This is a genomic window from Vibrio sp. M60_M70, assembly GCF_037162085.1.
Lineage (GTDB): Bacteria > Pseudomonadota > Gammaproteobacteria > Enterobacterales > Vibrionaceae > Vibrio > Vibrio diabolicus.
In genome coordinates, this window is record NZ_JARLUL010000001.1 from 1,987,445 (window position 1) to 2,013,846 (window position 26,402).

At 44.6% G+C, this 26,402-nt stretch carries 23 protein-coding genes; 7 read left to right on the forward strand and 16 right to left on the reverse strand.

Features of this window, described 5'->3' with window-relative positions:
* Positions 1–2 precede the first annotated feature (2 nt).
* From P4S59_RS09165 to nrfB, 10 genes are all read right to left on the reverse strand, one after another.
* On the reverse strand, positions 3–1,385 hold the full coding sequence (locus P4S59_RS09165) for a di-heme oxidoreductase family protein (protein ID WP_337168276.1): 1,383 nt from the start codon (positions 1,383–1,385) through the stop codon (positions 3–5).
* 97 nt (positions 1,386–1,482) lie between these two features.
* Entirely contained in the window at positions 1,483–2,745 is a 1,263-nt protein-coding gene (locus P4S59_RS09170) for an imelysin family protein (protein WP_005394757.1), read from the reverse strand.
* Positions 2,746–2,921: 176 nt separating this feature from the next.
* A complete protein-coding gene (locus P4S59_RS09175) occupies positions 2,922–3,578 on the reverse strand; it encodes a GTP cyclohydrolase II (protein ID WP_005394759.1) in 657 nt (218 codons plus the stop codon).
* 216 nt (positions 3,579–3,794) lie between these two features.
* Complete coding sequence (locus P4S59_RS09180; RefSeq protein WP_005394761.1) at positions 3,795–3,971, reverse strand: hypothetical protein; 177 nt, start codon at positions 3,969–3,971, stop codon at positions 3,795–3,797.
* Positions 3,972–4,117: 146 nt separating this feature from the next.
* Positions 4,118–4,528 carry a heme lyase NrfEFG subunit NrfF gene (gene nrfF, locus P4S59_RS09185; RefSeq protein WP_053808915.1) on the reverse strand — a complete coding sequence of 137 codons (411 nt, stop codon included), beginning with the start codon at positions 4,526–4,528 and terminating at the stop codon, positions 4,118–4,120.
* Entirely contained in the window at positions 4,515–4,976 is a 462-nt protein-coding gene (locus P4S59_RS09190) for a DsbE family thiol:disulfide interchange protein (protein WP_337168277.1), read from the reverse strand. The genes nrfF and P4S59_RS09190 overlap by 14 nt, the downstream gene beginning before the upstream one ends.
* Before the next feature lie 70 nt (positions 4,977–5,046).
* Entirely contained in the window at positions 5,047–6,930 is a 1,884-nt protein-coding gene (locus tag P4S59_RS09195; RefSeq protein WP_337168278.1) for a heme lyase CcmF/NrfE family subunit, read from the reverse strand.
* A gap of 9 nt (positions 6,931–6,939) precedes the next feature.
* Entirely contained in the window at positions 6,940–7,911 is a 972-nt protein-coding gene (nrfD, locus tag P4S59_RS09200) for a cytochrome c nitrite reductase subunit NrfD (RefSeq protein WP_104971902.1), read from the reverse strand.
* Positions 7,908–8,594, reverse strand: a complete 687-nt coding sequence (nrfC, locus tag P4S59_RS09205; RefSeq protein ID WP_017636123.1) for a cytochrome c nitrite reductase Fe-S protein — start codon at positions 8,592–8,594, stop codon at positions 7,908–7,910. The genes nrfD and nrfC overlap by 4 nt, the downstream gene beginning before the upstream one ends.
* 1 nt (position 8,595) lies before the next feature.
* Positions 8,596–9,198 carry a cytochrome c nitrite reductase pentaheme subunit gene (gene nrfB, locus P4S59_RS09210; RefSeq protein WP_337168279.1) on the reverse strand — a complete coding sequence of 201 codons (603 nt, stop codon included), beginning with the start codon at positions 9,196–9,198 and terminating at the stop codon, positions 8,596–8,598.
* Between the two features lie 467 nt (positions 9,199–9,665).
* Between nrfB and nrfA the strand changes: the two genes are divergently transcribed.
* On the forward strand, positions 9,666–11,075 hold the full coding sequence (nrfA, locus tag P4S59_RS09215) for an ammonia-forming nitrite reductase cytochrome c552 subunit (RefSeq protein WP_425597873.1): 1,410 nt from the start codon (positions 9,666–9,668) through the stop codon (positions 11,073–11,075).
* Between the two features lie 87 nt (positions 11,076–11,162).
* Here nrfA and P4S59_RS09220 read toward each other — a convergent pair whose 3' ends face one another.
* The 3 genes from P4S59_RS09220 to gyrA all read right to left on the reverse strand — a co-directional run bounded on the left by P4S59_RS09220 (position 11,163) and on the right by gyrA (position 15,211).
* Complete coding sequence (locus tag P4S59_RS09220) at positions 11,163–11,708, reverse strand: hypothetical protein (RefSeq protein ID WP_282174813.1); 546 nt, start codon at positions 11,706–11,708, stop codon at positions 11,163–11,165.
* Between the two features lie 41 nt (positions 11,709–11,749).
* Entirely contained in the window at positions 11,750–12,373 is a 624-nt protein-coding gene (locus P4S59_RS09225; RefSeq protein ID WP_006743142.1) for a TPR domain-containing protein, read from the reverse strand.
* A gap of 123 nt (positions 12,374–12,496) precedes the next feature.
* Entirely contained in the window at positions 12,497–15,211 is a 2,715-nt protein-coding gene (gene gyrA / locus P4S59_RS09230) for a DNA topoisomerase (ATP-hydrolyzing) subunit A (RefSeq protein ID WP_337168280.1), read from the reverse strand.
* Positions 15,212–15,685: 474 nt separating this feature from the next.
* On the opposite strand from gyrA, the gene ubiG reads away from it, so the two are divergent.
* From ubiG to yfaE, 4 genes are all read left to right on the forward strand, one after another.
* Complete coding sequence (gene ubiG / locus P4S59_RS09235) at positions 15,686–16,393, forward strand: bifunctional 2-polyprenyl-6-hydroxyphenol methylase/3-demethylubiquinol 3-O-methyltransferase UbiG (RefSeq protein WP_031780424.1); 708 nt, start codon at positions 15,686–15,688, stop codon at positions 16,391–16,393.
* A gap of 501 nt (positions 16,394–16,894) precedes the next feature.
* Positions 16,895–19,177: a class 1a ribonucleoside-diphosphate reductase subunit alpha gene (gene nrdA, locus P4S59_RS09240; RefSeq protein ID WP_005394788.1), complete on the forward strand. Its 2,283-nt coding sequence runs from the start codon at positions 16,895–16,897 to the stop codon at positions 19,175–19,177.
* Between the two features lie 81 nt (positions 19,178–19,258).
* The gene (gene nrdB, locus P4S59_RS09245) at positions 19,259–20,392 is read left to right on the forward strand and encodes a class Ia ribonucleoside-diphosphate reductase subunit beta (protein WP_005376818.1); all 1,134 of its coding nucleotides are present in this window, start codon (positions 19,259–19,261) and stop codon (positions 20,390–20,392) included.
* Entirely contained in the window at positions 20,392–20,673 is a 282-nt protein-coding gene (gene yfaE / locus P4S59_RS09250) for a class I ribonucleotide reductase maintenance protein YfaE (protein ID WP_005376817.1), read from the forward strand. Before nrdB ends, yfaE begins: the two co-directional genes overlap by 1 nt.
* A 95-nt stretch (positions 20,674–20,768) precedes the next feature.
* On the opposite strand, the gene P4S59_RS09255 is transcribed toward yfaE, so the two are convergent.
* Entirely contained in the window at positions 20,769–22,001 is a 1,233-nt protein-coding gene (locus P4S59_RS09255) for a CinA family nicotinamide mononucleotide deamidase-related protein (RefSeq protein WP_301576908.1), read from the reverse strand.
* A gap of 193 nt (positions 22,002–22,194) precedes the next feature.
* Between P4S59_RS09255 and P4S59_RS09260 the strand changes: the two genes are divergently transcribed.
* Both P4S59_RS09260 and P4S59_RS09265 read left to right on the forward strand, forming a co-directional pair.
* Positions 22,195–23,097 carry a DUF3943 domain-containing protein gene (locus P4S59_RS09260; RefSeq protein ID WP_031780425.1) on the forward strand — a complete coding sequence of 301 codons (903 nt, stop codon included), beginning with the start codon at positions 22,195–22,197 and terminating at the stop codon, positions 23,095–23,097.
* 231 nt (positions 23,098–23,328) lie between these two features.
* Positions 23,329–23,841, forward strand: a complete 513-nt coding sequence (locus P4S59_RS09265; RefSeq protein WP_005394795.1) for a glycine cleavage system protein R — start codon at positions 23,329–23,331, stop codon at positions 23,839–23,841.
* 78 nt (positions 23,842–23,919) lie between these two features.
* Here P4S59_RS09265 and nspC read toward each other — a convergent pair whose 3' ends face one another.
* Both nspC and P4S59_RS09275 read right to left on the reverse strand, forming a co-directional pair.
* A complete protein-coding gene (gene nspC / locus P4S59_RS09270) occupies positions 23,920–25,053 on the reverse strand; it encodes a carboxynorspermidine decarboxylase (RefSeq protein WP_005394797.1) in 1,134 nt (377 codons plus the stop codon).
* Positions 25,054–25,156: 103 nt separating this feature from the next.
* The gene (locus P4S59_RS09275) at positions 25,157–26,401 is read right to left on the reverse strand and encodes a carboxynorspermidine synthase (protein WP_005394799.1); all 1,245 of its coding nucleotides are present in this window, start codon (positions 26,399–26,401) and stop codon (positions 25,157–25,159) included.
* Position 26,402: the final 1 nt, after the last annotated feature.

Below are 26,402 nucleotides of genomic sequence, written 5' to 3' on the forward strand. Positions count from 1 at the left end.
CCTTATAGAGAATTCAGAAACGCAATCAATGCGTCACGTTCTTTTTTATTCAGTGCTAAGACGTTTTGTTTCGCCGTTTCCGCTTCACCGCCGTGCCACAATACCGCTTCCATCAGATTACGGGCGCGGCCATCATGCAAGAAGTAAGTATGCCCGTTTACTTCTTCGGTATAACCAATGCCCCATAGGGGTGCCGTTCGCCATTCACGACCGTTTGCTAAGTACTCAGGACGGTTATCGGCTAAACCTTCACCCATGTCATGCAGAAGCATGTCTGTATATGGATGGATAAGCTGCTCAGAAAGCGCTGGTAACTCTGGTCGCTTCGCCGTTTTGACACTGGTCTTATGGCAGCTTTCACAGCCAGATGCAGCAAAGATTTTCTGACCGAGTTTCACGCTAGGATCGTTCACATTTCGGCGAATAGGTACGGCTAAGTGCTGGCTGTAAAACTCAACGAAGTCGAGAATATTTTCACTCACTTCTGGTTTGCCGCCATTTGGCATGTCGTCACAAATACTTTGTTTCGAGGTACAGTTTTCATTGGGGAATAAATGGCTCGTCAGACCCACATCACCATTGAATGCTGCTGCATTTTGCTGCATTAACGTCGGCTGTCCGGCTTTCCAGCCAAAACGACCAATTGAGAAGTCGCCCTTCTCAATCTCCCAAACCTTGTTTACTTTGCCTGAGATGCCATCTTTGTTGGCATCTTGTTCATCAACCCAAGCCAGTAGCGTTTCGTCAGGAATACTCTCTAACAAACCAAGGCCGATCATTGGCGGTGCCACGCGTGCTGAAAATTCCGTATCAGGGTGCATATCGCCGTAACCTAGATCGGTAATATTCAAATGAGGTTTTCTTAGTGTCACCGTCGTACCGTCTTTAAACTTCACTGGCACATCGGTGTACGTGATTTCGATTTTTCCTTCTGGCGTTTGATCTTGCAGGGCAAAGTCTTGGAGCTGGCCGCCATAAGTCGGCTCAGGTATAACGCCGTCTCTGATGTACGCTGTTTTTTGTTCTGACGTCATCGCAGGGATGCTCAAACGCAATAACATGGACACCGCATGCAAATCATTTTGCTCTGGAGGATGACCACGACCATCTTTGATGTGGCAGTTTTGACAACCATTTGTATTGAAAAGAGGTCCCAAACCATCTCTGGCATCGGTAGACGCTGGCGCTTGTACCCAAGGGTTGCGGAAAAAACTATTGCCCACGCTAAAATCAAGACGTTTACTCATAGGAAGGTTCGCGGCAGGAAGAGAATACGCGTTGGCGCCTTCTTTTTTGACGCTCGTTTGTCCACCAGATTTCACATCATACGCGATAGCAGTAGAAGAAAAGATCACGGCCAAGGCCGAAATTAAGTAAGGCTTCATATCATTGCTCTAAAACACAACAAGAGGGGTGGGATAACAGCGAGTTAAAACGGTAAAGGGCTCAAACGAGCCCTTTCAATTATTTTTTGTACTTTGATTAAAACTCGTGGTCTGCAGTATCAGGGCTTAGACTATCAATGCCAATGATACCCGCAGCACGTTCAATTGAACCGGTTTGAGCAACCAATGACATGATGGTGTCATTCACTAACGTGTTGCCTTGTGCATTACCCGCTGCAATTAACTGGTCGAAGTGTTGGTTGTTCTTCTCCGCAGACGTAACCAATTTACCAACTTGATTACGCGTAACATCAAACTGCTTCTGGATCTCTTTAGCTGCTTGTTTGTCTTTTTGAGCCACTAGGTCAGCAATACTCGGACCAGAAAGCAATGTGCCGTCTTCACGCTTGTAAAGACCTGTGTAAACGTTATAGATGCCCTGCTCGTTGTAGTAATGAGAGTTGTGCGTATTGTCTGAGAAACAATCGTGCTCATCTTCTGTCGAGTTTGCTTCCAACGCCACCTTCATGCGCTCACCAGCAAGCTCACCTAAAGACAATGACCCCATACCGAACAACATTTTACGTAGGCCATTATCCGCAGAATCATTAAGAAGCGTTTCACGGTAGTTGCCTTTCACTTCCGCAGACCACTGTTTTTCCATCCACTCAAGATCTTGAACCAGTAGATCGGCTGCCGCTTTTAAGTACTCACCACGACGGTCACAGTGACCATTCGTACACTCAGGACCGACAACGAAGTCTGTGTAAGCGCGCTGACCTGCGCCTGCGTTTGTGCCGTTTAGGTCTTGACCCCAAAGTAAGAATTCAATCGCGTGGTAACCTGACGCAACGTTTGCCTCAGAACCACCTACTTCGTTGAGATCCGCTAGCAATTCTGGAGTAATTTTTGCAACGTCTAGTTTAGAAGCACCAATCTGTAAACTGGTGTTTGCGATGATGTTTGCAGCAGCGCCTTCGTTACCGAGTTCATATTGGTAATCTGTCGCGACGTAGTCAATTAGGCCTTCATCAAGTGGCCAGGCATTTAACTGCCCTTCCCAGTCATCAACAATCGCGTTACCAAAACGGAATACTTCAGATTGTTGGTACGGAACGCGAGAGTCTAGCCACGCTTGTTTTACTTCTTCAAGCTTATCCGCTGATGGCGATTTTAGAAATTCGTCGATTTTTACGTCGAGCGTTTTCGCCGTTGTCACTGAGTCAGCAAAGACTGCATGTGCAACGTCTGCATAATGTTCAACGACTTGTTGTTTCGTTACTTGGGCAGCAACGGTAGAACCACTGGCAATGAGGAGTGATGCAGCAATAGATTGGACTAAAACTGTTTTTGCATTCATCTGAAGCATCCTTGTTGAGCAATTTATTTGTTTTATTAGTAGTGCTAATTATTCTTATTTGCACTATTAGTCACGAGATAATACAAATTTACAATTTATTTTCAACTCTAGATACAAAAAAAGCCTCATCATTGTGAGGCTTTTAACATGCAAAACTGATAATTTAATAAATAAAATCAGAATTTTAGATTGTGCTTACCATGAGAAACTTTTGCTTTTAGGTAGCTTTCATTACCATCTTTAATATGTGCAGAGGTATTGACAACCTCAACAATCTCGATGCCGTATTCTGCTAATTCACGGATTTTCTTAGGGTTGTTGGTCACAAGGCGAATTTTACTTACACCTAATGCTTCGAGCATTTGCGCTGCTTCAGTGAAATCACGAAGGTCATCGTCAAAGCCCAAATGGTTGTTTGCTTCATAGGTGTTCATACCTTGGCTTTGCAAACGGTACGCATCAATCTTGTTGTATAGACCAATACCACGACCTTCCTGACGTAGGTACAAAATAATACCGCCAGATTCGCCCATGCGTTGAATGGTTTCTTCTAATTGCTCGCCGCAATCACAACGGGATGAGTGAAAAACATCACCAGTAAGACATTCTGAATGCATACGCACCAAAGGCGTTTCTTGCGTTTGATCCGCTTGCCTAAAGATAACTGCCACATGCTCTTTATCTGTCTTCAGGCCACGAAAAGACAGGATTTCAGCATCGATATTACTTTTAGCCCCGACTTTAAAATCTACTCTGGCACGTACTTCCGCCATATCTATACTCACTCGATTTATTGCTTGATGCGCTTGATGCGTTTTCGTTATTGCATTCATGGGATTCACTCATTGCTCTTCAACTATGGGGATTGATACCGCATTTTTCAATATAGAGATCACAATTGAGAGCAGTTATCCCCTAAAGACAGCCAAAGAGAACAACTCCCCGCGCTGACGAATTGTTATAGTATAACAATTTTGAAAAACTACAATAAAAAACCCCAGACAAATTTTGTCTGGGGTTGATAATGAGTTGCATGTAGGGGTGATGATTTAATGTGTTTGGCTACGTTTCCAAACAGTAAGCTCTATCCATACCGCTTCGAGTTCTTGAATTTCTTCTTCGGTTAATACGGCAAGAGACGATGTAACTTGAGGCAGTTTCGAGGTTTGCAATGCACGAATCTGCGAATAAAAGTCTTTTTTTAACTGTAATATAACTGAATCCACTGCGTGCACCTACTTAGTTCTTTTATTACTTCTCCAGCTCAAATCGTTGATTTTCTTTATACTGGAATCTTCATAAATTCGGAAAAATGATAACATTCTGTTTGTTATCTGCACGATTTATTTCCCATAGTGGAATAGTGGTCACATTATTGACGCTTTATCATTTTGATCGAAAATAGGATAAAAAAGATCAAAAGTAATAGAGGAAAGATCCACAACGCCGCTGTCGAATAATTAAATGGTGGCTGATACAAAACGATATTCCCATATCTCTGAACCAAATAATCTTTTACCTCTTGATCCGTGCTTCCTTCGTTTACCATCGAGTACACTTTCAATCTTAAATCTTTAGCGGCTTGTGCATTAGATTCAACAAGGTTTTGGTTTTGACATTGCGGGCATCGTAAAGCCTTAGCTAATGCAATTGCTCTTTGTTGCAGTTCAACGGAATGAAATTCAAACAGATCAACATGCTGCGTAATTTGCTCTGCTTTGACCCAAGAAGAACACAAAGAAAACAAAACAATAATGAAGTAAGCATATTTAAAGTGAGACATTAAAATACCCCGAAAATAACGAGTTCCATTTTTCTATTGTTAACTTACCTCTATATTTGATCAAAACATTGCCATTTTGATCAATTAAGTAAGTTTCTGGCGTTCCTATTACACCAAGTTCAACCGCCAGTTGCCCATTAGGATCGGATATAACTTCGGTATATGGATTGTGTGAAGAGCTCAAATAGCGTTTAGCCGCGCTCTCTTTATCTCGATAGTTAAGACCAACGATGGGCACACCTTGTCGAGCTAGTTTGAGCAAATCATCATGTTCTTGTTTACAAACCCCACACCAAGACGCCCAAACATTCAATAGCACATAGCCTTGATTTTCTAGTACTGCATCGGTGATTCGATTGCCTGAAATGAGTGAGTAAGCGGTAAAATCCGGGATAGATAACATACGATTTTGTTGTATTTCTACGTTTGGTCTATCGGATAATGCCATTGTCGCGGTGACAAAAAAATCGCAACTAGCAATATGAGAACGATCAGTTTAAGCGTATTTTTCGATCTCATTACCTTTTTCCCCTTAGATTCATCATACTCCCCAAAGCACTTATTACGATTAAAGCGCCACCAAACCATATCCACCAGATACCCGCCCGATATTGCACTTTAATTGCGTAGGCGCTGTTGTCGAGCTTGTCACCCAAAGTGATGTAGTAGTCTCCATGCCACAGTGATCGAATAGCGGGCTCGGTCATATTCATCACGCGTACAGGGTAATGCCGTTTCTCGGGTTGAAAGTTCAGCGCCTTACCGCTCTCCAAATAAAGATCAACACTCCCCTGTTCTGCGGTGTAGTTCGGCCCAACTAACCATTCAATACCATGATAATCAACGGTGATACCCGCTTTTTGATACGAGCTACCTGGCTCTACCCGTAAGTTGTATTCATACGAATAGTCACTATTAAATACTGCCCCGCTTGCACCCAACGCAAAGCCAACATGAGCAAGAAACATAGGCATTAATTTGCTCTTGTTTTCTGCACAAAACAGCAATAGCACATGAGAAACCACTACCCACGTCGCTAATACCAGAGTAATCAAAGTCGTTATATGAAGCTCTTTAGTAGCAAAAACGAAAATAGCACTAACCGCAATAACATGAATACCGACAAACCAAATGGTTTTAACGGCATGAGGACTGGCTCCTTTCGTCCACTTCAACACGGGCATAAAGGCGAGAAAGGTCATAGCAAGTAATGTAAGGGGGAAAACGAGGCTGTTAAAGTAAGGTGCCCCAACGGATATATTACCCAGGCCAAGCAGTTGATAAAGCATTGGGTAAAAGGTACCGAGGAAAACAATCGCCATACAAACAACGAGAAGTCCAATAGCGATGTATACCATGTAGGCACGACTTATTAACGAATCGAGCGTAAAACGAGGAATATGTAGCCCTCGCATAATGAGCATACCAAAGGTGACAACCACCAAAACACTGAGAACAGCAAGAAGTACTACACCTTTGGTTGGATCAACCGCAAACGCGTGTACTGAGGTTAATACACCTGATCTCACCACAAATGTGCCGAGAATACTCAAACTGAACGTCGCAAAAGCCAATGCGTAGGTGCTCCAAATTGCTCCTTTATTACGCTTCGACAACACACCGCTATGCAGTAGTGCGGTACCCATTAACCAAGGCAGCAAAGACGCGTTTTCTACCGGGTCCCAAAACCACCACCCGCCCCAACCTAATTCATTGTATGCCCACCAAGAACCAATCAAAATTCCAATTGTTAGCGTACCCCAAGCAAAGAAAGCGGCACTACGGGCAACACCATACCATTCATTTATAGGTCGTTTCGCTAATAACGCAGCTAAGGCGAACGCCAGTATCGCGGCATAACCAACGTAGCCCAAATATAACAGCGGTGGATGAATAATAAGCCCGATATCTTGCAACATCGGATTGAGATCTCGTCCCTCCAACGCTAGTGTCTGAGCATACTCAAAAGGATTGGACGTGGTGAGGGTAAACCAAGCGAAAATAGCAATAAGTAAGTTCATGATACCCAAGCAATCGCCTGTATATTGAGTGCAAACTGGCGACTTGATAGCAATAAAAGACGCCCATAAGCTCAACGTAACGACCCAAAACAACATAGACCCTTGATGGCCGCCCCAAGCAGCTGCAATCTTAAACGCGATAGGTAACTGGCTGTTCGAGTGTGTAACCACATACTCAAGCGCAAAATTATCCTGAATAAAACAGACTATCAAAAGCGCCAAACAAACTAAGGAGGCTAAGCTGATAATATGAGACGTTGCGGTTTGGTGTGGCAACACTCCCTTCTTCCGCAGCGTAAAGCAAACCCAATGCAGCAGCGTCGCACATGTCGATGCGACAGCCACCAATATCAACAAAAAGAAACCGAGCTCAGCCTCCATTTTGCCTCCTTACACGATGGTCATTTGACCAGCATAGAGAATGAAAGTACGCAGCATGAGTACGCCAACCAAACTCAACGTTGTGACCGCAAAAACGTAACTTCCCCTATGACGAACTTCAGAAGGCGTCAACCAATTAAGAGTCAAAGGCGTTATCATGCCGATGAGCACCACCCCAACCCAGAACCACTGAGCCCAGAATCCACTCGAAATGGCATTCCATGCCGCGGCTTCATTTTGCCCGCCACTAAAGATAAGCCCAGTAAAGAATGTTACTAAGACAAACAGCTCAAACAATACCACTGGGCGTTCAAATCCGTGCACCCAAGACACACTAGGGCTGCTGGTCGACTCTTTAAACACCAAGATGCCGAACATCAAACATGCTGCTGCGCCAGATGACAAACTAGAGAACAGGAATAAGATTGGCAGTACTGGATTGTTTAGCATTGGGTAAGTCTTCAATGCAGACAATAAAAAGCCGGTGTATGCCGCAAGCACGATGGCTAAGAAGCCCAAGAATAATTCAATTGCGTTGTTGGCTTTCCCCGCCTTAATCAAAATGCCATCAGCAAAATCCAGCAGTTTGCTTGGTAACTTCCCTTCACAGAAGCTGATGATTTGATGGCGGAAGATAACGCCGATCCAAACAAATAGCACTAGCATGTACACTTGGAACAAGATCACGCCCATCGACATCACGGAAGTCGGGTTGTAATAAATCATGATCTTCCAAAACTCAAGCGGTTTAGTTAAGTGGAAAATCAAAATCACTAAGCCAGAAATAATGCCAAATGGCGCGAGCCAAGCCATTGCTTTTATAATGCCATTGTTTGCGGGATCACCTTCAATCACTTTGCGTTTTAAATAGATAGAAATCATCACCGCACCTGCTGACATCCCAGCGAGGAATAAGTAAATCGCAATAATCCAATCCCAGACTAACGAGTCAAAGTGGAATGCACTTTCGAAGCCGTTCATGATGACACCTCCCCTTTGCTATGCGGAATTTTGTACAGTTTAGGCTGCGTACCTAAATGCGATTTATCGCGATAGACAACATGGCTTTCAATGGCTTTGCTCACCTCACTAGTTGGGTCATTCAAATCACCAAAAATGAGAGCTTTTGTTGGGCAAGATTCCACGCAAGCTGGCTGCTTACCTTGCGCTAGGTTGGTATCACGGCAGAAGTTACATTTATCCGCAGAGTGATCGACTGGATTAAAGAAACGCACTTGGTAAGGGCAAGCGGCAAGGCAATAACCACATCCGACACATTTCTCTTTGTGCACATCCACGATGCCTGTCGCTTCATCTTTGTATGCAGCACCTGTTGGACAAACGTACACACATGGTGGGTTGTCACAGTGCTGACAGGATTCGCGAGTAAACTGGTATTCCACATCTGGGAATTCGCCAATCGGTTCACTGCGATGAATTTTAAGTCGGGTCACGCCTTCGGGGACTTTATTTACTTCGCGACAAGCATCAGTACAGGCGGTACAGCCAATACAGGCATTTTCGTCATGAACCATACCCATGCGTTTCGCTTGTTCACTGTTGCTGGCATAAAGAGAGGAGCTAACAACGGAAGTGCCTGCAACGCCTGTAGTTAAAATCAACGCGCCGCTGCCGGCTAAAAAGTTTCTTCTCGAACATTTCATGCTATCTCTCCTCTTCTTTGGCAAGTTCAGGTTCGACGGCAAATTCAGAGTGACAATCCACACACTGCTTGATCAGTTGTTTTCTGTCGTACGGCAACGCTTTGGTTTTCGCTGCGTGTACATCGTGGCAATTTGAACAAGTGAGGTTTTTGGCGTGCACATCGTGCGTCCAATGCTTTTCTCTTAACTTAAGTGGCGCGTGACAATCCACACACTGGCTATTAGCTTTGAGAATCAAGCTTGGGTCAAGGGACACTTTGTCGTGCACCGCTTTCGATTGCGCAGCAGAAAACTTAATCACATCGGGTGCACCTTCACGGTGATCAGGGCCGATGTTGCTGTGACAGTTAGTGCAATTGAGCTGCTTACCTTGACTTAATAACGCTTGCGAATCATGCGATAGATTCAGAGTATCTTTAGCATCCTTATGACATTGAAGACATTTATAGTCTCGGTCACGGATCAACTCGACTTGATGACGCTCAGCTTGAGCACCTTCAACTGGCTCTGAAGAAGTCGCATGGGCGGCGGTGAAAAAACCATAGATGGCAAAGATGAAGAGAAATTTCAGCATTGTCTCTATGGTCAATTTTATATTGCCCATATTTTTCTTTCCTTAGCTCGATAATAATTGATAACTCTTATCAACTATTATTTGAGCAACAATTAATTTCCTCTGAAGATATTTTTACACCTTCAAATGACATCAATTCTTATTTTGGAAAGCCACAACGCTAAACCTGTATTTATAATACCTCTATAATTCCTAAGAGGTAGAATCACATGTTCAAAAAGCGACCTTAATCACCTTATTTTTAGAATGGTTATACCCATAACACGCTGTGATTAAAGGGGATTACAACATACCACTTTAGGGGTATATAAACTTAAACATGATTAAGATCACTAGCATAAATTGATCTAAAACAAGGCCAATTTCGGTCACTATTTCATCTATTCAATTCACTATTAATATTAACGATAGATCTCCGATTCTTATTTGGAATAGCTCCTCACAACGCTGCTAATAAAAACGAATATGGAGATAACACCGTGAGCATAAAACACTGGATGAGCGCACCTATCGCGGTTGCGACCTTATTCGCCAGCCAATTATTTTTGGTTGGTGCTCCTTTGGCGGCAGAGGATACTGGTCTCATAGAGCCTCGCAATGATACCTTTGAACAAAACCATCCTGACCAATATCACTCTTGGAAAGCCACATCGGAAAGCGAGCATATTGAAGATGCCTTAAGTGAAGACCCAAACATGGTGATCTTGTGGGCTGGTTATGGTTTTGCTAAAGACTACAACAAAGCGCGCGGTCACTTTTACGCGCTTGATGATGTGAGGCAAACCCTCAGAACTGGCGCACCAGCAGACGAAAACTCCGGGCCAATGCCGATGGCTTGTTGGAGTTGTAAAAGCCCAGATGTCGCCCGCGTAATTGAAGAGCGCGGTGAAGACGGCTATTTTGAAGGTAAATGGGCGCGCTTGGGCTCAGAAATCGTCAACCCTATCGGTTGTTCCGACTGTCACAATACGGGTTCTGAAGCCTTCAAGAAGGGCGAACCCGCACTGGCACTGACTCGCCCATACGTCGAGCGTGCTTTTGACACCATCGGCAAAAATTTTGACCAACAATCTCGCTTAGATAAACAAGCGTCAGTCTGCGCTCAATGTCATGTCGAGTACTACTTCACAGGTCCGACTAAAGCAGTCAAATTCCCATGGGACATGGGGACCAACGTCGCTGATATGGAGAAATACTACGACGCGTTGAACTTTAAAGATTGGACTCACGCCGTTTCTAAAGCACCAATGCTCAAGGCACAACACCCAGGTTTCGAAACTTGGAGAGCGGGTATTCATGGCAAAAACAAAGTGGTGTGTGTGGACTGTCACATGCCTAAAGTAACCAAAGAAGACGGTACGGTATACACCGACCACAAAGTAGGTAACCCGTTTGATCGTTTTGAAGACACCTGTGCGCAATGCCATACTCAAACCAAAGAGCAGCTACAAGGCATTGTTTCGACTCGCAAAGCGCAAGTACTAAACATGAAGCTAACCGCCGAGAAGCAAATTGTGGCAGCGCACTTTGAAGCTGGTGCAGCATGGGAAGCAGGGGCAACAGAAGAAGAGATGCAACCTATCCTACAAGATATTCGCCATGCACAATGGCGTTGGGACTACGCGATTGCTTCTCACGGTGTTCACATGCATTCTCCTGAGGTAGCACTTGAAGTACTCGGTACCGCAGTTGATCGCGCTGCTGACGCTCGTACTAAGTTAGTTCGTTTACTGGCAACAAAAGGTATTACTGACCCAGTTCAAATTCCAGATATCTCGACCAAAGCAAAAGCGCAACAAGTACTAGGTATGGATATGGAAAAGATGAACGCAGATAAGAAGCACTTCTTAGAAACGGTGGCACCAGAATGGGATAAAGCAGCTGCTGAGCGCGAAGCAACGTACTGATCAGTATCGATTACACTAGGTTAAATGGATAAAACGAAGGGCGCACGTTGCGCCCTTTTTGTTTGATAGAAGGCAGAGGAAAACAGATTAGCGACGAGGAAATCTCGGCCTAGGCTGAATATGTGGACGTGTTTTAGGCATCTGCACATTTGGGCGTGTAACTGGGCGCTGGATCTTCGTTTCCGGCAATGCTTTTCTTTGTTGAAGCTTTTCTGCCACGGCTTTGTCTTGTAAAGCCGTAGGCTCGGGGCGGTTCTCCCACTTGGTTTGAATCTCCTGCTTTTGCTCGTCAGGCAGCGATTGCCAATGATCGTCAAGCTGTCGCTTCATGTTATCGATATTGGCGGACATATCATCGTCTTTCCAATCTTCGACTTTGTCTTTGATGGATTGCTGTTGCTCTTCATCCAAGCCATTCCACCACTCTTCTAGTTTCTCTTTGTATTCATCGTCGTTGTCGCAACAACCCGGATAGTAATAAATCCAGTAATCGTCATGATCGTACCACCAAGGGTCGTAATAACCGGAAGAGTAATAAACCGTAGATGAGGTGCCAGAATGTTCGGAAGAGCTACAACCCACTAACACGGAGCCGCACAGCACCACAAATATTCCGAACGCTTTATTCTTCATTCGTCCCCCACCTTTCTTCTATTACTTATTAGAGTCTACGCCTACAACAGCTCTTTCGCTTTATTGATCGAGTTAATAATTTGTACTCGATCTAAGCTTGGATCGTTCGAGTCGAGTAATAGCACCCAAGTATCAATGGCTTCCTGAAAGCGGAATGACAGAAAATGATCATTGGCAATCAACGACAAAGCCGCTTCATTATGCGGTTCTATCTGCAAAGCTTGTTCTAGAAGCAAACTGACTTCTTGCGTCATTGATTGCTGGTGAATGTAGTATAAGGTCGTTGCTTTCGCAGCAAGTTGCGTGGCACCGACTGGCTCAGTTAGTTGGATGGCGTAATCAAAACAAATCAGTGCGCCATCCAGTTCTCCCTCTAGCAGGTAGCCCTGCCCTAACTGAAACCACAATTCGGCATTGTTTGGGTCTTCACGTAATTGGTCTTGAATTTCCTGCATGATATCGCGAGCAGTCATCATTCGAGAGACTTCAGCTTGAATAGGTTGTGGAGGAGATTGACGCAACAATAAGAAGCTAGCGCTGGTTAACACTAGTACCAAAGCACAAAAACCGAACCATTGTGCCGCTCTTACTCTTGAAGCGCTGAGCGATAATACGACGACGAATAATCCCATCAAAGTGATGGCAATGAAAAACCAAACAGACATAACGCGCTCCCTAGACAAACTGAGTATTAGTGTACTGGTTTAATGCTTGTATTGCGTTGATACAGGTACAAAAAAGCCGAGCAACTGAGGCTCGGCTTTTTACATTAGAATAGTAACGAAAGATTACTCTTCGTTACCTTCCTCTGCATCATCAGCGGCTGGCGCTTCTGGAGTATCTTGCTGCGTATTTTCGTCTGTTGACTCTAACGCTTCTGCTTCTTCACCAGCAGGCAGCTCTTCGTCATCAACTTCTTCAATACGTTGCAAACCAACAACAGATTCGTCTTCCGCAGTACGGATAAGCGTTACACCTTGCGTGTTACGACCAACCTGGCTAACTTCACCCACACGAGTACGTACTAGTGTACCAGCGTCGGTGATCATCATCATTTCATCACCTTCAACAACCTGGATAGCACCAACTACCGGGCCGTTTCGCTCAGAAACTTTGATAGAAACGACACCTTGAGTGCCTCGACCTTTTGTCGGGTACTCGCTCAACGCTGTACGTTTACCATAACCGTTTTCTGTAACCGTTAGGATGTCGCCTTCGTGCGAAGGAACGATAAGTGATACAACTTGGTCATTTTCAGCCAGTTTCATACCACGAACACCAGAGGCGGTACGACCCATAGGACGAACACCTTTAAACTTGATCTCTGGCTGACCATTCTCATCAAGAACTGGCTTACCATTTTCGTCAAGTACTGGAATTTCTTCTGCTTCTTTAAAGCGAACCACTTTACCCGCTTTAGAGAACAGCATGATTTCGTTTTCGCCGTTAGTGATATCCACACCGATTAACGAATCGTCTTCACGTAGGTTTACCGCAATCAGACCATTTGAACGAACATTTGCAAACTGGTTCAACGGCGTTTTCTTAACCGTACCGTCACCTGTTGCCATGAAGATGAATTTGTCTTCAGAGAATTCATCAACACGCAGAATCGCGGTAATGCGCTCACCTTCTTCTAGTGGAAGGATGTTCACAATTGGCTTACCACGAGCAGTGCGGCTCGCTAGAGGCAATTGGTAAACTTTCAGACGGTATGTTTTACCGCGAGTAGAGAAACACAAGATGTTATCGTGGGTATTCGCCACTAGAAGACGCTCAATGTGGTCTTCATCTTTCATCTTGGTCGCACTCTTACCTTTACCACCACGGCGCTGTGACTCGTAGTCGCTCAGTACTTGGTACTTAACGTAACCACCATGCGATAGAGTAACCACAACGTCTTCACGCGCGATCAGCTCTTCCATGTCGATATCATGGCTCGCAGCTGTGATTTCTGTACGACGAGCGTCACCAAAGCCGTCGCGAACGGCTTCAAGTTCTTCGCGGATCACTTCCATCAAACGCTCAGTGCTTGCAAGGATATGCATGAGTTCAGCGATTTCTTCTAGAAGTGTTTTGTATTCGCCAAGAATCTTCTCGTGTTCTAGACCTGTTAGTTTATGTAAACGTAGATCTAGAATTGCTTGTGCTTGTTGCTCAGTCAGGAAGTACTGACCATCGCGGATACCAGGCTCTGGCCATTCAGGGCGTGCTGCATCAGTACCTGCACGCTCTAACATTGCTGAAACGTTGCCTAAATCCCAACCACGAGCGATAAGGCCAGCTTTTGCTTCAGCCGGTGTTGGCGCCTTACGGATAAGCTCAATGATTTCATCAATGTTGGCAAGCGCTAGCGCTAAACCTTCAAGGATGTGGGCACGTTCACGCGCTTTACGTAGTTCGAAAATAGTACGACGAGTCACAACTTCACGACGGTGATCAACGAAGCACTTCAACATATCTTTCAGGTTGAATAGCTGTGGTTGGCCATTGTTTAGGGCCACCATGTTGATACCGAAAGTGGTTTGCAACTGAGTCTGAGCGTATAGGTTGTTTAGAACCACTTCGCCCACAGCGTCGCGCTTACATTCAATAACAATACGCATACCGTCTTTATCTGACTCGTCGCGCAGTGCACTGATGCCTTCAACTTTCTTATCTTTAACTAACTCAGCGATCTTTTCGATCAAGCGAGCTTTGTTTACCTGGTATGGGATCTCAGTGACGATGATGGTTTCTTTACCATTCTTCTCCACTTCGATGTCCGCTTTCGAGCGCATGTAGATTTTGCCGCGACCTGTTTTGTACGCGTCTACAATGCCTTTACGACCGCTGATCAGCGCCGCCGTTGGGAAATCAGGACCAGGAATGTAATCCATTAGTTCATCAATAGTGATTTCTTCATTATTGATGTATGCAAGACAGCCATCGATCACTTCGCCAAGGTTATGAGGCGGAATGTTGGTTGCCATACCTACTGCGATACCAGAAGCACCGTTAACCAATAGGTTTGGAATTTTAGTTGGAAGAACCGCTGGGATCTGCTCAGTACCGTCGTAGTTTGGTACGTAGTCTACGGTTTCTTTGTCTAGGTCAGCCAATAGTTCATGGGCAATTTTTGCCATTCGAACTTCGGTGTAACGCATTGCCGCAGCAGAGTCGCCATCGATCGAGCCAAAGTTACCTTGACCATCGACCAGCATGTAACGAAGCGAGAACGGCTGAGCCATACGTACGATTGTGTCGTACACAGCACTATCACCGTGTGGGTGATATTTACCGATTACGTCGCCGACAACACGGGCTGATTTTTTATATGGTTTGTTCCAATCGTTGCCTAGTACGTTCATCGCGAATAAAACGCGGCGGTGTACTGGTTTTAGGCCATCACGCACATCTGGAAGAGCACGACCCACGATGACTGACATCGCATAGTCTAGATATGAACCTCTAAGCTCATCTTCAATGTTTACGGGCGTGATCTCTTTAGCTAAATCGCTCATAGAGCCATTATCCCTCTATTATCTGATCGTAATTACGATACGTGTAAGGTGCAAAAATATAACACACAATTCATCACTTCGGCATCACTTTCCCTCTCCTTTTATCAGGTTGTGAGCTTGGTTATGAATCAAATGTCGAGAATTTGCACACTCATCCCATATCTTTCTGATTAGTGGTTATATTTCGGTCAATATTGAGAAAAATCGGACTTTTTACGCGGAAAAGCGAGGTAAATTCCTTTAACCACACAACGCGAAAATGCAGGTTTTAGAGTATTGTCACTGGCACTAGTTCAAGGATGAACCAAAAACAATAGCTAGCGCTTTCAAAATTACAGGAACCTGTCGCGTTTGCCGCGCCAGTGAACTCTGTCATTGTCCCTTCACTAAGCACATCGAGGTTGTTTGGGGATAAAACGTTGGAGTATACTGGCGCCCTCTAAAGGACTCAGATTGAATGCAATAAAACCAATTATGACTAAAGCACAAAACGTCGACCCAAGTGAAATTAAGAAATTCGAGGACATGGCTTCTCGATGGTGGGATTTAGAAGGCGAGTTTAAGCCGCTTCACCAAATTAACCCACTTCGTTTGAACTATGTACTTGAAAAAGCAAATGGCTTGTTTGGCAAGCGCGCACTTGATGTCGGCTGTGGTGGTGGCATTCTTGCTGAAAGCATGGCGAAAGAAGGCGCTATTGTGACTGGACTTGATATGGGCAAAGAACCTTTAGAAGTCGCGCGACTACATGCATTAGAAACAGGTACTCAACTGACCTACATTCAGAGCACAATAGAAGACCACGCTATAGAAAACGCAGGGACTTACGATGTCGTGACTTGTATGGAGATGCTTGAACACGTTCCAGATCCTCTCTCCGTTATCCGCTCTTGTGCTGCGCTAGTAAAACCTGGTGGTCACGTGTTTTTCTCAACCTTGAACCGAAACATCAAGTCATACTTGTTTGCTATTGTCGGTGCAGAGAAGCTTCTTAAGATTGTTCCTGAGGGGACTCACGAGCACGAGAAGTTTATCAAGCCTGCCGAAATGATGAAGATGATAGACCAAACAGACCTGACGGAAATGGGCATTACGGGGCTTCATTACAACCCTCTAAATGACAGCTACAAACTCGGTCGTAATGTAGATGTAAACTACATCGTTCATACTAAAAAATACTGAACGCTATTAAGTTAAAAAATGTGTTTTGTGATTGACATTTTTTGTAGAAAATGAATCGAAAGCGGTAGCACAAAGTTGCCGCTTTTTTTGTCTTTTTATGCCTAAAATTCGTGCTCTAGATTCCATTTTAACCAACCTATTTTTCGTAGATAAAAACGGCCAAAGATCAAGGAAAATATTTTTGCATGCGGTTATTTCTAAACCGATCTCAAAACCGTGCTTTTAACCATTCAAGTCTGCCCTTTCCTCATCGGTTAGTGTTCACTTACTGATTTTTTTCATTTTGTCAGTTATCCACAAGTCATCCCCGATCTGTACCTTGATAAATCAGTGTAATAGCACTATCTTGTAACCCGCAAACAAATGAACCCCTATATGTTGTGTTTAAGCGACAATATATAGATAGACTTTGATCACAAAGCCGCCGCAAGCTTTACTCATATTGCACATAAACAAACAAAAATACGGCTTTTATCAGTTTTCTTAGGGAAATAAAGCAGAATGAACCAACAACTTACCGTCACCAAGCGTGATGGCCGTAAAGAAAGTATCGATCTGGATAAAATCCACCGCGTTATCACTTGGGCTGCAGAAGGTCTAGATAATGTTTCGGTTTCTCAAGTAGAACTTCGCGCTCACATCCAGTTTTACGACGGCATCACAACGACAGATATTCACGAGACAATCATCAAGTCTGCGGCAGACCTGATCTCTGAAGAGACTCCGGATTACCAATACCTAGCTGCTCGCCTAGCGGTATTCCATCTGCGTAAAAAAGCGTATGGCCAATACGAGCCACCAACGCTTTATGATCACGTGTCTCGCCTCGTCGATATGGGTAAGTACGATCAACATATTCTAGAAGACTACACAAAAGCAGAACTCGACGAACTTGATGCGTACATCGACCATAAACGCGACCTAAACTTCTCATACGCGGCAGTTAAGCAGCTAGAGGGCAAGTACTTCGTACAAAACCGTGTAACGGGCCAAATTTACGAAAGTGCTCAGTTCTTATATATCCTTGTAGCAGCGTGCCTATTTGCGAAATATCCAAAAGCAACGCGTCTTGATTACATCAAGCGTTTCTACGATGCGACATCGACATTTAAGATTTCTCTACCTACGCCAATTATGTCTGGCGTGCGTACCCCTACTCGCCAGTTCAGCTCATGTGTTCTGATTGAGTGTGGCGACAGTCTTGATTCTATCAACGCAACAGCAAGCTCGATTGTTCGTTACGTATCTCAGCGCGCTGGTATTGGTATCAACGCTGGTCGTATCCGTGCATTAGGTTCAGAGATTCGCGGTGGTGAAGCATTCCACACTGGCTGTATCCCGTTCTACAAATACTTCCAAACCGCAGTAAAATGTTGTTCGCAAGGTGGTGTTCGTGGTGGCGCAGCGACTGTATTCTACCCAATGTGGCACGGCGAAGCTCGCTCTCTAATGGTGCTTAAAAACAACCGTGGTGTTGAAGAGAACCGTGTTCGTCACATGGACTACGGTGTACAGCTGAACAAACTGATGTACCAACGTTTGGTTGAGGGTGGCAACATCACACTATTCTCACCTTCAGACGTACCGGGTCTATACGACGCATTCTTCGAAAACCAAGAAGAGTTTGAGCGTCTATACGTGAAGTACGAGAACGATCCTTCAATCAAGAAAGAAACGGTTAAAGCGATTGAAATGTTCACTCTGCTAATGCAAGAGCGTGCATCAACAGGTCGTATCTACATTCAGAACGTGGACCACTGTAATACTCACAGCCCATTCGACTCTGAAGTAGCGCCAGTTCGTCAATCGAACCTATGTCTAGAAATCGCACTGCCAACGAAGCCATTAACTAACGTTGAAGATGACTCGGGCGAGATCGCACTATGTACGCTTTCTGCCTTCAACCTTGGTGCTATCAAGTCTCTAGATGATTTCGAAGAGCTATCTGATCTTGTTGTTCGTGCGCTAGATGCACTGCTTGATTATCAAGATTACCCCCTACCAGCGGCATACAAATCGACGATGAACCGTCGTACGCTAGGTGTTGGTGTGATCAACTTCGCTTACTACTTAGCGAAGCATGGCGTGAAATACTCTGACGGTAGCGCAAATGGCCTGACTCACCGTACGTTCGAAGCAATGCAGTACTACCTACTAAAAGCATCGGTAGAACTGGCAAAAGAGCAAGGCAAGTGTCCTTCATTCGACGAAACGAACTACGCGAAAGGCTTACTGCCGATTGATACGTACAAGAAAGATATCGACCTAATTTGTGACGAAGCGCTGCACTACGACTGGGACAGCCTACGTAAAGAAATTATGGAGCACGGCCTACGTAACTCAACACTGACTGCGCTAATGCCTTCTGAGACCTCTTCTCAGATTTCAAACGCAACTAACGGTATTGAGCCACCACGTGGTTATGTTTCAGTAAAAGCTTCGAAAGACGGTATTCTGAAGCAAGTTGTACCTGAGTTCACTGAACTTAAAGACAACTATGAACTGCTTTGGAACATCGGTTCGAACGACGGTTACCTACATCTTGTGGGTATTATGCAGAAGTTTGTTGACCAAGCTATCTCTGCTAATACTAACTACGATCCGTCACGCTACGAGACTGGCAAGGTACCAATGAAGAAACTACTTCAAGACCTGCTAACAGCGTACAAGTTTGGTGTGAAAACGCTTTACTACCATAACACTCGTGATGGCGCAAAAGATGAACAGAAAGACGCTGTTCAACCACAAGATGACGATTGTGCTGGCGGCGGTTGTAAGATTTAATCTACCCGCACCCAACACTCCGTAAAGACAGACTATCGATAACCTCCCCTTATGGGGAGGTTTAAAAGGAATTGAGGCATTATGGCTTACAGTACTTTTAACCAAAAAAAGAATGACCAGTTGAAGGAACCAATGTTCCTAGGTCAATCAGTAAACGTTGCACGCTACGACCAACAAAAGTTTGAGATTTTCGAAAAGCTTATCGAGAAACAACTTTCTTTCTTCTGGCGTCCAGAAGAAGTAGACGTATCTAGCGACCGTATCGATTACAACAAACTGCCAGATCACGAGAAGCACATCTTCATCTCTAACTTGAAGTATCAAACGCTTCTAGACTCTATCCAAGGTCGTAGCCCTAACGTGGCACTGCTACCGCTTGTGTCTCTGCCGGAACTAGAGACTTGGATTGAGACTTGGTCTTTCTCTGAAACGATTCACTCTCGTTCTTACACGCACATTATTCGTAACATCGTGAACGACCCTGCTGTGGTATTTGATGATATCGTTGAGAACGAGCACATCCTGAAGCGTGCAAAAGACATCGCGCACTACTACGACGATTTGATTCAAGCGACGAATGATTACCATCGCTACGGTGAAGGTGAGCATGTCCTTAACGGTGAAACAGTTAAGGTTAGTCTGTACGACCTTAAGAAGAAACTGTACATCTGTCTGATGTCTGTGAACGCTCTAGAAGCGATTCGTTTTTACGTAAGTTTCGCATGTTCTTTCGCTTTCGCAGAACGCGAACTAATGGAAGGTAACGCGAAAATCATCAAACTGATTGCACGTGATGAAGCACTTCACCTGAACGGTACGCAACACATGATCAACCTGCTACGTAACGGTCAGGATGATTTCACTTTCATGCAAATCGCAGAAGAAGCAAAACAAGACTGTTTTGACCTATTCAAAGAAGCGGCTGAGCAAGAAAAAGAGTGGGCAGAGTATCTATTCAAAGATGGCTCTATGATCGGTCTAAACAAAGACATCCTAAGCCAATATGTTGAATACATCACCAACATCCGTATGCAAGCAGTAGGTCTACCTGCAGCTTATCCAGAAGCAACAACCAACCCAATCCCGTGGATTAACGCTTGGTTGTCTTCAGATAACGTTCAAGTTGCACCTCAAGAAGCGGAAATTTCTTCTTACCTTGTGGGTCAAATTGACAATGAAGTTCGCGCAGACGACTTCGAAGGATTCGAGCTGTAATGGCAACACTCAAAATCAACAAACTCATCAGTATTGAATCCAACCCTTCCAATACAATTTTGGAAACAATGGAGCAAGCTGGCTTATTACCAGAATACAACTGTCGTGATGGGCACTGTGGCGCTTGTCGCTGCAAGTTGGAATCTGGTGAAGTGGAGTATGTTGGTTTTGCCATGGCTTACACGCAAAGTGATGAGATATTACCTTGTATCTGTAAAGCAAAATCGGATTTGTCACTCAGTGGCGTTAACTATGCGATGAAAGAAAAGCAGCGCGCATAACGTGACTCGACGGTATAAAACGCAAAAGCCAAGGTGATTACCTTGGCTTTTTTGTATCTACGTGTTTTATCTCTCAGGCTGTTATAGGTCTCTGGTTATAAAGCACTACCTGGGAGATGCATCTCTTTAACTTTCTCTAAAAATGCATAATGTGCAAACATCGGTTTACGTTCTAGGTAACGACGCAACAAGTCTAGTGCTGCCGTGCTGATCACTTTAACTTGATCATTGCGCTGATACTTTTTCGAGAGTTTATATAACGCTCCCCACTCGCCTGACGGTGTCGATAAAGCGACGGAAAAAACACCCTCTTCAATATCGCCAGTGACGAGTGATAAATCCGTCCCACACTTCTCTCGCGTCGCTCCTGCCAGAGCAAAGGTTTCCGCTAATGGGTCTCCGCTGTTGCTCATCGCTTGAGTCTGGCTTGGTAGTACCCAACCATGTCCAAGTTGCCTTTCAGCGTTTTCATCACTATTTAACCAATAAGTTAAGTATCCCCCGCTGCTTTTTTCGGAGATAGACACCGTTAGTCCTTTATCGACCAACAACTGGCCGACATTTTCAACCATAGGTAAATCAATACTAACGGTATTGCTTTCAAGATGCTTATTGATCATCTGTACCAACTTCAAACGCTGTTCAAGCTGGTCAGAAGGGCCAAAGAGTTTCACTTCAATAAAAGGCAAGTAAGAGCGATAACCAAGCTCATACCCTTGAGGAAGTTTTAGCTGATCAAGCTTGTCCGAGATGCCGGATTCGGAAAGGCCAAACGTATAGATTCGACTACAACATGAACCTTGCACCTCTGGAAAAGCTCTTCTCAGATCAGGCAAAATTTGCGTCTCTGCCATAAGCTTAAATTCACTTGGCACACCCGGCGTAAAATAAAAAATGGCATCATTAATCAGCATCTTGAAACCACAGGCCGTGCCTATCGGGTTATCCAAAATCTCAGCCGTTTCTGGTAGCATGGCTTGTTTTAAGTTACTGTCTGGCATTGGGATGCCACGTCGAGCATACAAACTTTCTAGATGCTGCAACCACTCTTTGAAAAGCACGAGTTTACACTCAGCAGCTCTCGCTGCGGCGGCCGCACTCATATCATCGGTCGTTGGCCCTAAACCACCATTCACGATCACCACGTCATTGTTGAAGCTCAACATTAAAAACTCTTCAACCAAGCTCGACAGGCTATCACCAACCGTTGAGCGCTTTGTTAAGCCAAATCCATGTTGATAAAACAGGCTAGATAACCATGCCGCATTAGTATCAACAATATCACCGTGGAGCACTTCCTCACCGGTACTAAGCATTGCTATTTTCACAACTGACTCCTGAACATAAGCACGATCCTATTATTCGTTATAGTGCTTATTTTTCTTTTTATTTGGACGAATCTCGACGAGATATATTGGGACTAAATAAGGATCAAGTATTTAAATGGTTGATGTTTTGAGGGATAATTGCGAGCCCAATCATCACACCATCAACTCGGAGACCTTTGTGTCAAAATCATCCATGTTCAAGAAAACTCTAACTGGCCTTTGCTTGACTTCGTCAGCGCTTGCGCACGCAAGTCAGTACGATATGACCAGTCATACGGAGTTTTCTTACACACCTGATTGCTTGTCAGGTTACTGCGAAACGACGACTCTGTACACCTTCGAGTCTCAAAATCGCGGTCTTATGTTTGAACAGAATAATGATGATTCATTAAATCTTGATGCAGGGCTTCAGCCTAAACATCTCATAATCCCTCAAGATAAAGACTGGGATTACCTCATGGGTCAAACATACACCATTCTTGGCCTGAGTATCGCAACCGTTGGTATGATGACTTTCCTTCCAGAAAGTATCACTAAGTGGGACGAAGAAGACCGAGACATGAGTAAGCTGGGTCAAAAATGGAAAGATAATGTCTCTGACGGGCCTGTTTGGGATCGTGATGAACATGTCCTCAACTACATCATGCACCCTTATTTTGGCGGCGTTTACTACACAGCCGCACGCCACGCTGGCTATAACGAGTTTCAGTCATTCTTGTACTCCGCAACCATGTCAACGTTCTTTTGGGAGTACGGAGTAGAGGCATTTGCAGAAGTGCCATCTTGGCAGGATATTTTTATCACACCATTCTTTGGTGCTGTGGTTGGCGAAATGATGCTCACTGCTGAGCAAGATATTGTAGCAAACGGCGGCGAAGTCATGGGCTCTGAAACCGTCGGTGATGTATCACTCTTCTTCCTAAACCCTGTTGGGCATATCCATTATTGGGTAACCGATGCGTGGGGCGGTAGTGCAGAGCTACAATTTAATTCATCACCTTGGTTTGGTAATCAAGACGTCGCAAAATTCGCAATGGACGCAGGCGCCAACTACGACAGCCAATTTTACGGTGTCGAACTAAAAGTAACATTTTAGCCTTGACTTGAGTTGAGTTGATACTCAGTAGAAAAGCAGCCTTATGATGGCTGCTTTTTTGTGCCCTAAACATCGTTTTAATTATTTGCTTCACGAATTAGTGTCAAAAATTGACTTTCATCAAACATAACCCTCTCCTAGCACCTACACTAAATAAAAGGATTTATTCCAATAACTTAAGTAGCACGTTTATTCGTACTGCGTCCAAACCTTATTCCAGGAGGGGACATTATGAACACCGTATTTATTGTTAATTTTGTCGGACAAGCGTCACCCGCAACTATCAAAGAACTCGCAGCAATTACTCATGAAAATGGCGGTAAATGGCTGATAAGCAAAGTAAACTTTATTGAAGATCAAGTTGCAGGTGTCATCAAAGTAGAGCTTCCAAGAGAAAATGCCGACATCGTTAAAGAGGCGTTCTCTTCATGTCAAACTCTTGTGGTTAGGTTCGTTGACTCGGATCCTCACTCGCATCGTGAAGACACTATCTTTCAGCTTCGCTTAGATGCCAACGATAGAGCAGGTATTGTGAATGAAATTACTCACGTTCTCGATAATCAAGGCATTTCAATTCTAGATATGGATTGCCAACGCGTATTCATTGCAGGCGGCGGTGGGGTAAGCTCCAGCTTATTCAGCGCAAAAATGGCGATTAAACTGCCTAGCGAGCTAGAGATTGAGGACGTGGCTAATGAGTTAGAATCTCTGAGTGAAGACACTCGTGTAATTGTAGAAAGCTAACTGCATACCTTTAACGCTTCCCCAATAAAAAAGAGCAGCAATTCAGCTGCTCTTTGTCGTTCTAATACTCGATACGTTTTATTTCACTGACCACTGAGACAGTGAACGTTTGAAATCAGAGTAGTCAAATTCATTCAGTTTTTGAATGTCACCATTCGAGCGTTCACAGTAAACCGAAGGCATACGTAGACCGTTAAACCAGTTCAGTTTCACCATGGTGTAACCTGCACTATCTAGAATGTGCAGACGCTGTCCGATCTCGAGAGGCTGTTCGAAGTTCGCCACGCAAAACTGGTCACCAGCTAAACAAGAGCACGATCCAATCACGTATTCATGTTCACCGTTTTCAGATGCTTCAAGAATGGACGCTGGCTCGTTGTAGATAAGCGTATCCAAACGGTGAGCTTCTGTTGCTGAATCGACAATCGCCGTCTTCTTCACGTTCTCCACAATATCAACCACTGTTACAACAAGATCGGTTGTCTTAGTGATGATCGCTTCACCCGGCTCTAGATACATTTGTACGCCGTGTTTCTCTGAGAATGCTTTAAGCGCTAAACCCAACTTCTCGATGTCGTACCCCGGCCATGTGAAGAAAACGCCGCCACCCATGCTTACCCAGTCCAGCTTATCTAGGTACTCGCCAAACTGCTCTGAAATAGCATCGAGTAAGCCGATAAACGCATCCACGTCTTTGTTCTCACAGTTCATGTGGAACATTACGCCATCAATACCATCAAAAATTTCCGGTTTGATGTGATCAGCCTGAACACCAAGACGAGAGAATTGACGAGCTGGGTTTGCTAAGTCTTGCCCTGCGTAGCTCACACCTGGGTTTAGTCGCAAGCCAATCGATGCTTTACCTTCGACAATATGACGATAAGCCGCTAGCTGTGACTGAGAGTTAAAGATCATCTTGTCACAGATGTCCGCCACGTCGCGAACGTCATCTTCGCTGTAACCCACACTGTATGCGTGTGTCTCACCACCGAACGTTTCGTAGCCAAGCTTCACTTCAAACGGGCCAGAACTTGTTGTTCCGTCTAGGTAAGGCTTGATGATGTCGAATACACCCCATGTTGAGAAGCACTTCAGTGCTAATACAAGCTTCACACCAGAGATGTCTTTTAGCTGTTTTGCTTTCTCTAGGTTCTCAATCAGCTTGTCTTCATTGATCATGAAGTATGGCGTTTTTAGTTCGTTTTGTTGCATTTTGATACCTTACGTCCCTTCGCCTTAGCAAAGGCACTATAAAATCGAACAAAGCCGACGCAAGTGCATCGGCTTAAACGTACAAATAAGAGTCGCTAAATTCTTACTTCAATTTATGGATAACAGGTTGTCCTGGCTCCAGTTCTTGAACATGCCAATCTAGACCAATCGATGGCATGGTTTCTAGGAATGGGTCTGGATCTAGCTGCTCCATGTTGAACACGCCTTTGTCTGCCCACTTACCACGGAAAAACTGTAAAGCCGCGGTGATCGCAGGTACGCCAGTGGTGTATGAGATAGCTTGGTGTTCAACATCTTCGTATGCAACTTCGTGATCTGCGTTGTTGTAGATAAATACGCTGCGATCTTTACCGTCTTTCTTACCTTGTACCCAAGTACCGATACACGTTAAGCCTGTATAACCTGGTGCGAGAGATGTTGGGTCCGGCAGTAGCGCTTTCAATACGTGTAGAGGTTGGACTACCGTGCCGTCGTGCAGCGTCAGTGGGTCTGGGCTGAGTAGACCAATATCGCGCATTACGTTGAAATAGTTCAGGTAACGGTCACCGAACCCCATCCAAAACTCAATGCGTTTCGCCGGGATGAACTCTTGCATAGATCGAACTTCGTCGTGCGCCATTGAGTACACTTTATGTGAACCACAGTTCGGGAATTCAAACTCAAGCATGCGTGAGTGACAAGGTACTTGTTTCCACTCGCCGTTTTCCCAGTAGAAGGAATCACCTTGAATCTCAAGCATGTTCGTTTCTGGGTCAAAGTTAGTTGCGAACTTCTTACCGTGGTCACCTGCGTTTACATCCATTACGTCGATAGTATCGATTTCATCGAACAGATGTTTCACCGCGTATGCAGCAAACACCGATACTACGCCCGGATCGAAACCGGCACCAAGAATACCTGTGATACCCGCCTCTTCAAACTTCTCACGGTAGCCCCACTGCCAATCGTAAGCTTGAGGTACTTGTTGGCCTTCAGAGCACAAATCAACCGCAACAGATGTATCAAGGTATGACACTTTAGCTTGGTAACATGCTTCCATAATAGACATGTTCACCCAAGGAGGACCCGCGTTGATCACTAAGTCAGGCTGCACTTCTTTAATTAAAGCAACTAAAGAATCTACGTCGTCCGCGTTTACCGCACGAGCTTCTAGTTTCTTAGTTGAATCTTTCAGATTGTTTTTCTTCTGAATCGATTCGATGATTTTCTCACACTTACCTACGGTACGTGATGCGATTGTGATATCACCCAGAACGTCGTTGTTTTGTGCTGCTTTATGTGCAACTACCCAGCCAACGCCGCCTGCACCAATCTGTAGAATTGCCATA

What these genes read in the sequence shown, in the direction of transcription:
- P4S59_RS09220 (WP_282174813.1), bottom strand. Translation starts at nt 11,708, where the DNA reads ATGAAGAATAAAGCGTTCGGAATATTTGTGGTGCTGTGCGGCTCCGTG.
- P4S59_RS09170 (WP_005394757.1), bottom strand. Translation starts at nt 2,745, where the DNA reads ATGAATGCAAAAACAGTTTTAGTCCAATCTATTGCTGCATCACTCCTC.
- P4S59_RS09165 (WP_337168276.1), bottom strand. Translation starts at nt 1,385, where the DNA reads ATGAAGCCTTACTTAATTTCGGCCTTGGCCGTGATCTTTTCTTCTACT.
- P4S59_RS09195 (WP_337168278.1), bottom strand. Translation starts at nt 6,930, where the DNA reads ATGGAGGCTGAGCTCGGTTTCTTTTTGTTGATATTGGTGGCTGTCGCA.
- nrfA (WP_425597873.1), top strand. Translation starts at nt 9,666, where the DNA reads ATGAGCGCACCTATCGCGGTTGCGACCTTATTCGCCAGCCAATTATTT.
- yfaE (WP_005376817.1), top strand. Translation starts at nt 20,392, where the DNA reads ATGGCAACACTCAAAATCAACAAACTCATCAGTATTGAATCCAACCCT.
- P4S59_RS09260 (WP_031780425.1), top strand. Translation starts at nt 22,195, where the DNA reads ATGTTCAAGAAAACTCTAACTGGCCTTTGCTTGACTTCGTCAGCGCTT.
- nrfF (WP_053808915.1), bottom strand. Translation starts at nt 4,528, where the DNA reads ATGTCTCACTTTAAATATGCTTACTTCATTATTGTTTTGTTTTCTTTG.
- P4S59_RS09225 (WP_006743142.1), bottom strand. Translation starts at nt 12,373, where the DNA reads ATGTCTGTTTGGTTTTTCATTGCCATCACTTTGATGGGATTATTCGTC.
- nrdB (WP_005376818.1), top strand. Translation starts at nt 19,259, where the DNA reads ATGGCTTACAGTACTTTTAACCAAAAAAAGAATGACCAGTTGAAGGAA.
- ubiG (WP_031780424.1), top strand. Translation starts at nt 15,686, where the DNA reads ATGACTAAAGCACAAAACGTCGACCCAAGTGAAATTAAGAAATTCGAG.
- nrfB (WP_337168279.1), bottom strand. Translation starts at nt 9,198, where the DNA reads ATGGGCAATATAAAATTGACCATAGAGACAATGCTGAAATTTCTCTTC.
- nspC (WP_005394797.1), bottom strand. Translation starts at nt 25,053, where the DNA reads ATGCAACAAAACGAACTAAAAACGCCATACTTCATGATCAATGAAGAC.
- P4S59_RS09265 (WP_005394795.1), top strand. Translation starts at nt 23,329, where the DNA reads ATGAACACCGTATTTATTGTTAATTTTGTCGGACAAGCGTCACCCGCA.
- nrfD (WP_104971902.1), bottom strand. Translation starts at nt 7,911, where the DNA reads ATGAACGGCTTCGAAAGTGCATTCCACTTTGACTCGTTAGTCTGGGAT.
- P4S59_RS09275 (WP_005394799.1), bottom strand. Translation starts at nt 26,401, where the DNA reads ATGGCAATTCTACAGATTGGTGCAGGCGGCGTTGGCTGGGTAGTTGCA.
- P4S59_RS09175 (WP_005394759.1), bottom strand. Translation starts at nt 3,578, where the DNA reads ATGAATGCAATAACGAAAACGCATCAAGCGCATCAAGCAATAAATCGA.
- gyrA (WP_337168280.1), bottom strand. Translation starts at nt 15,211, where the DNA reads ATGAGCGATTTAGCTAAAGAGATCACGCCCGTAAACATTGAAGATGAG.
- P4S59_RS09190 (WP_337168277.1), bottom strand. Translation starts at nt 4,976, where the DNA reads ATGGCATTATCCGATAGACCAAACGTAGAAATACAACAAAATCGTATG.
- nrdA (WP_005394788.1), top strand. Translation starts at nt 16,895, where the DNA reads ATGAACCAACAACTTACCGTCACCAAGCGTGATGGCCGTAAAGAAAGT.
- nrfC (WP_017636123.1), bottom strand. Translation starts at nt 8,594, where the DNA reads ATGAAATGTTCGAGAAGAAACTTTTTAGCCGGCAGCGGCGCGTTGATT.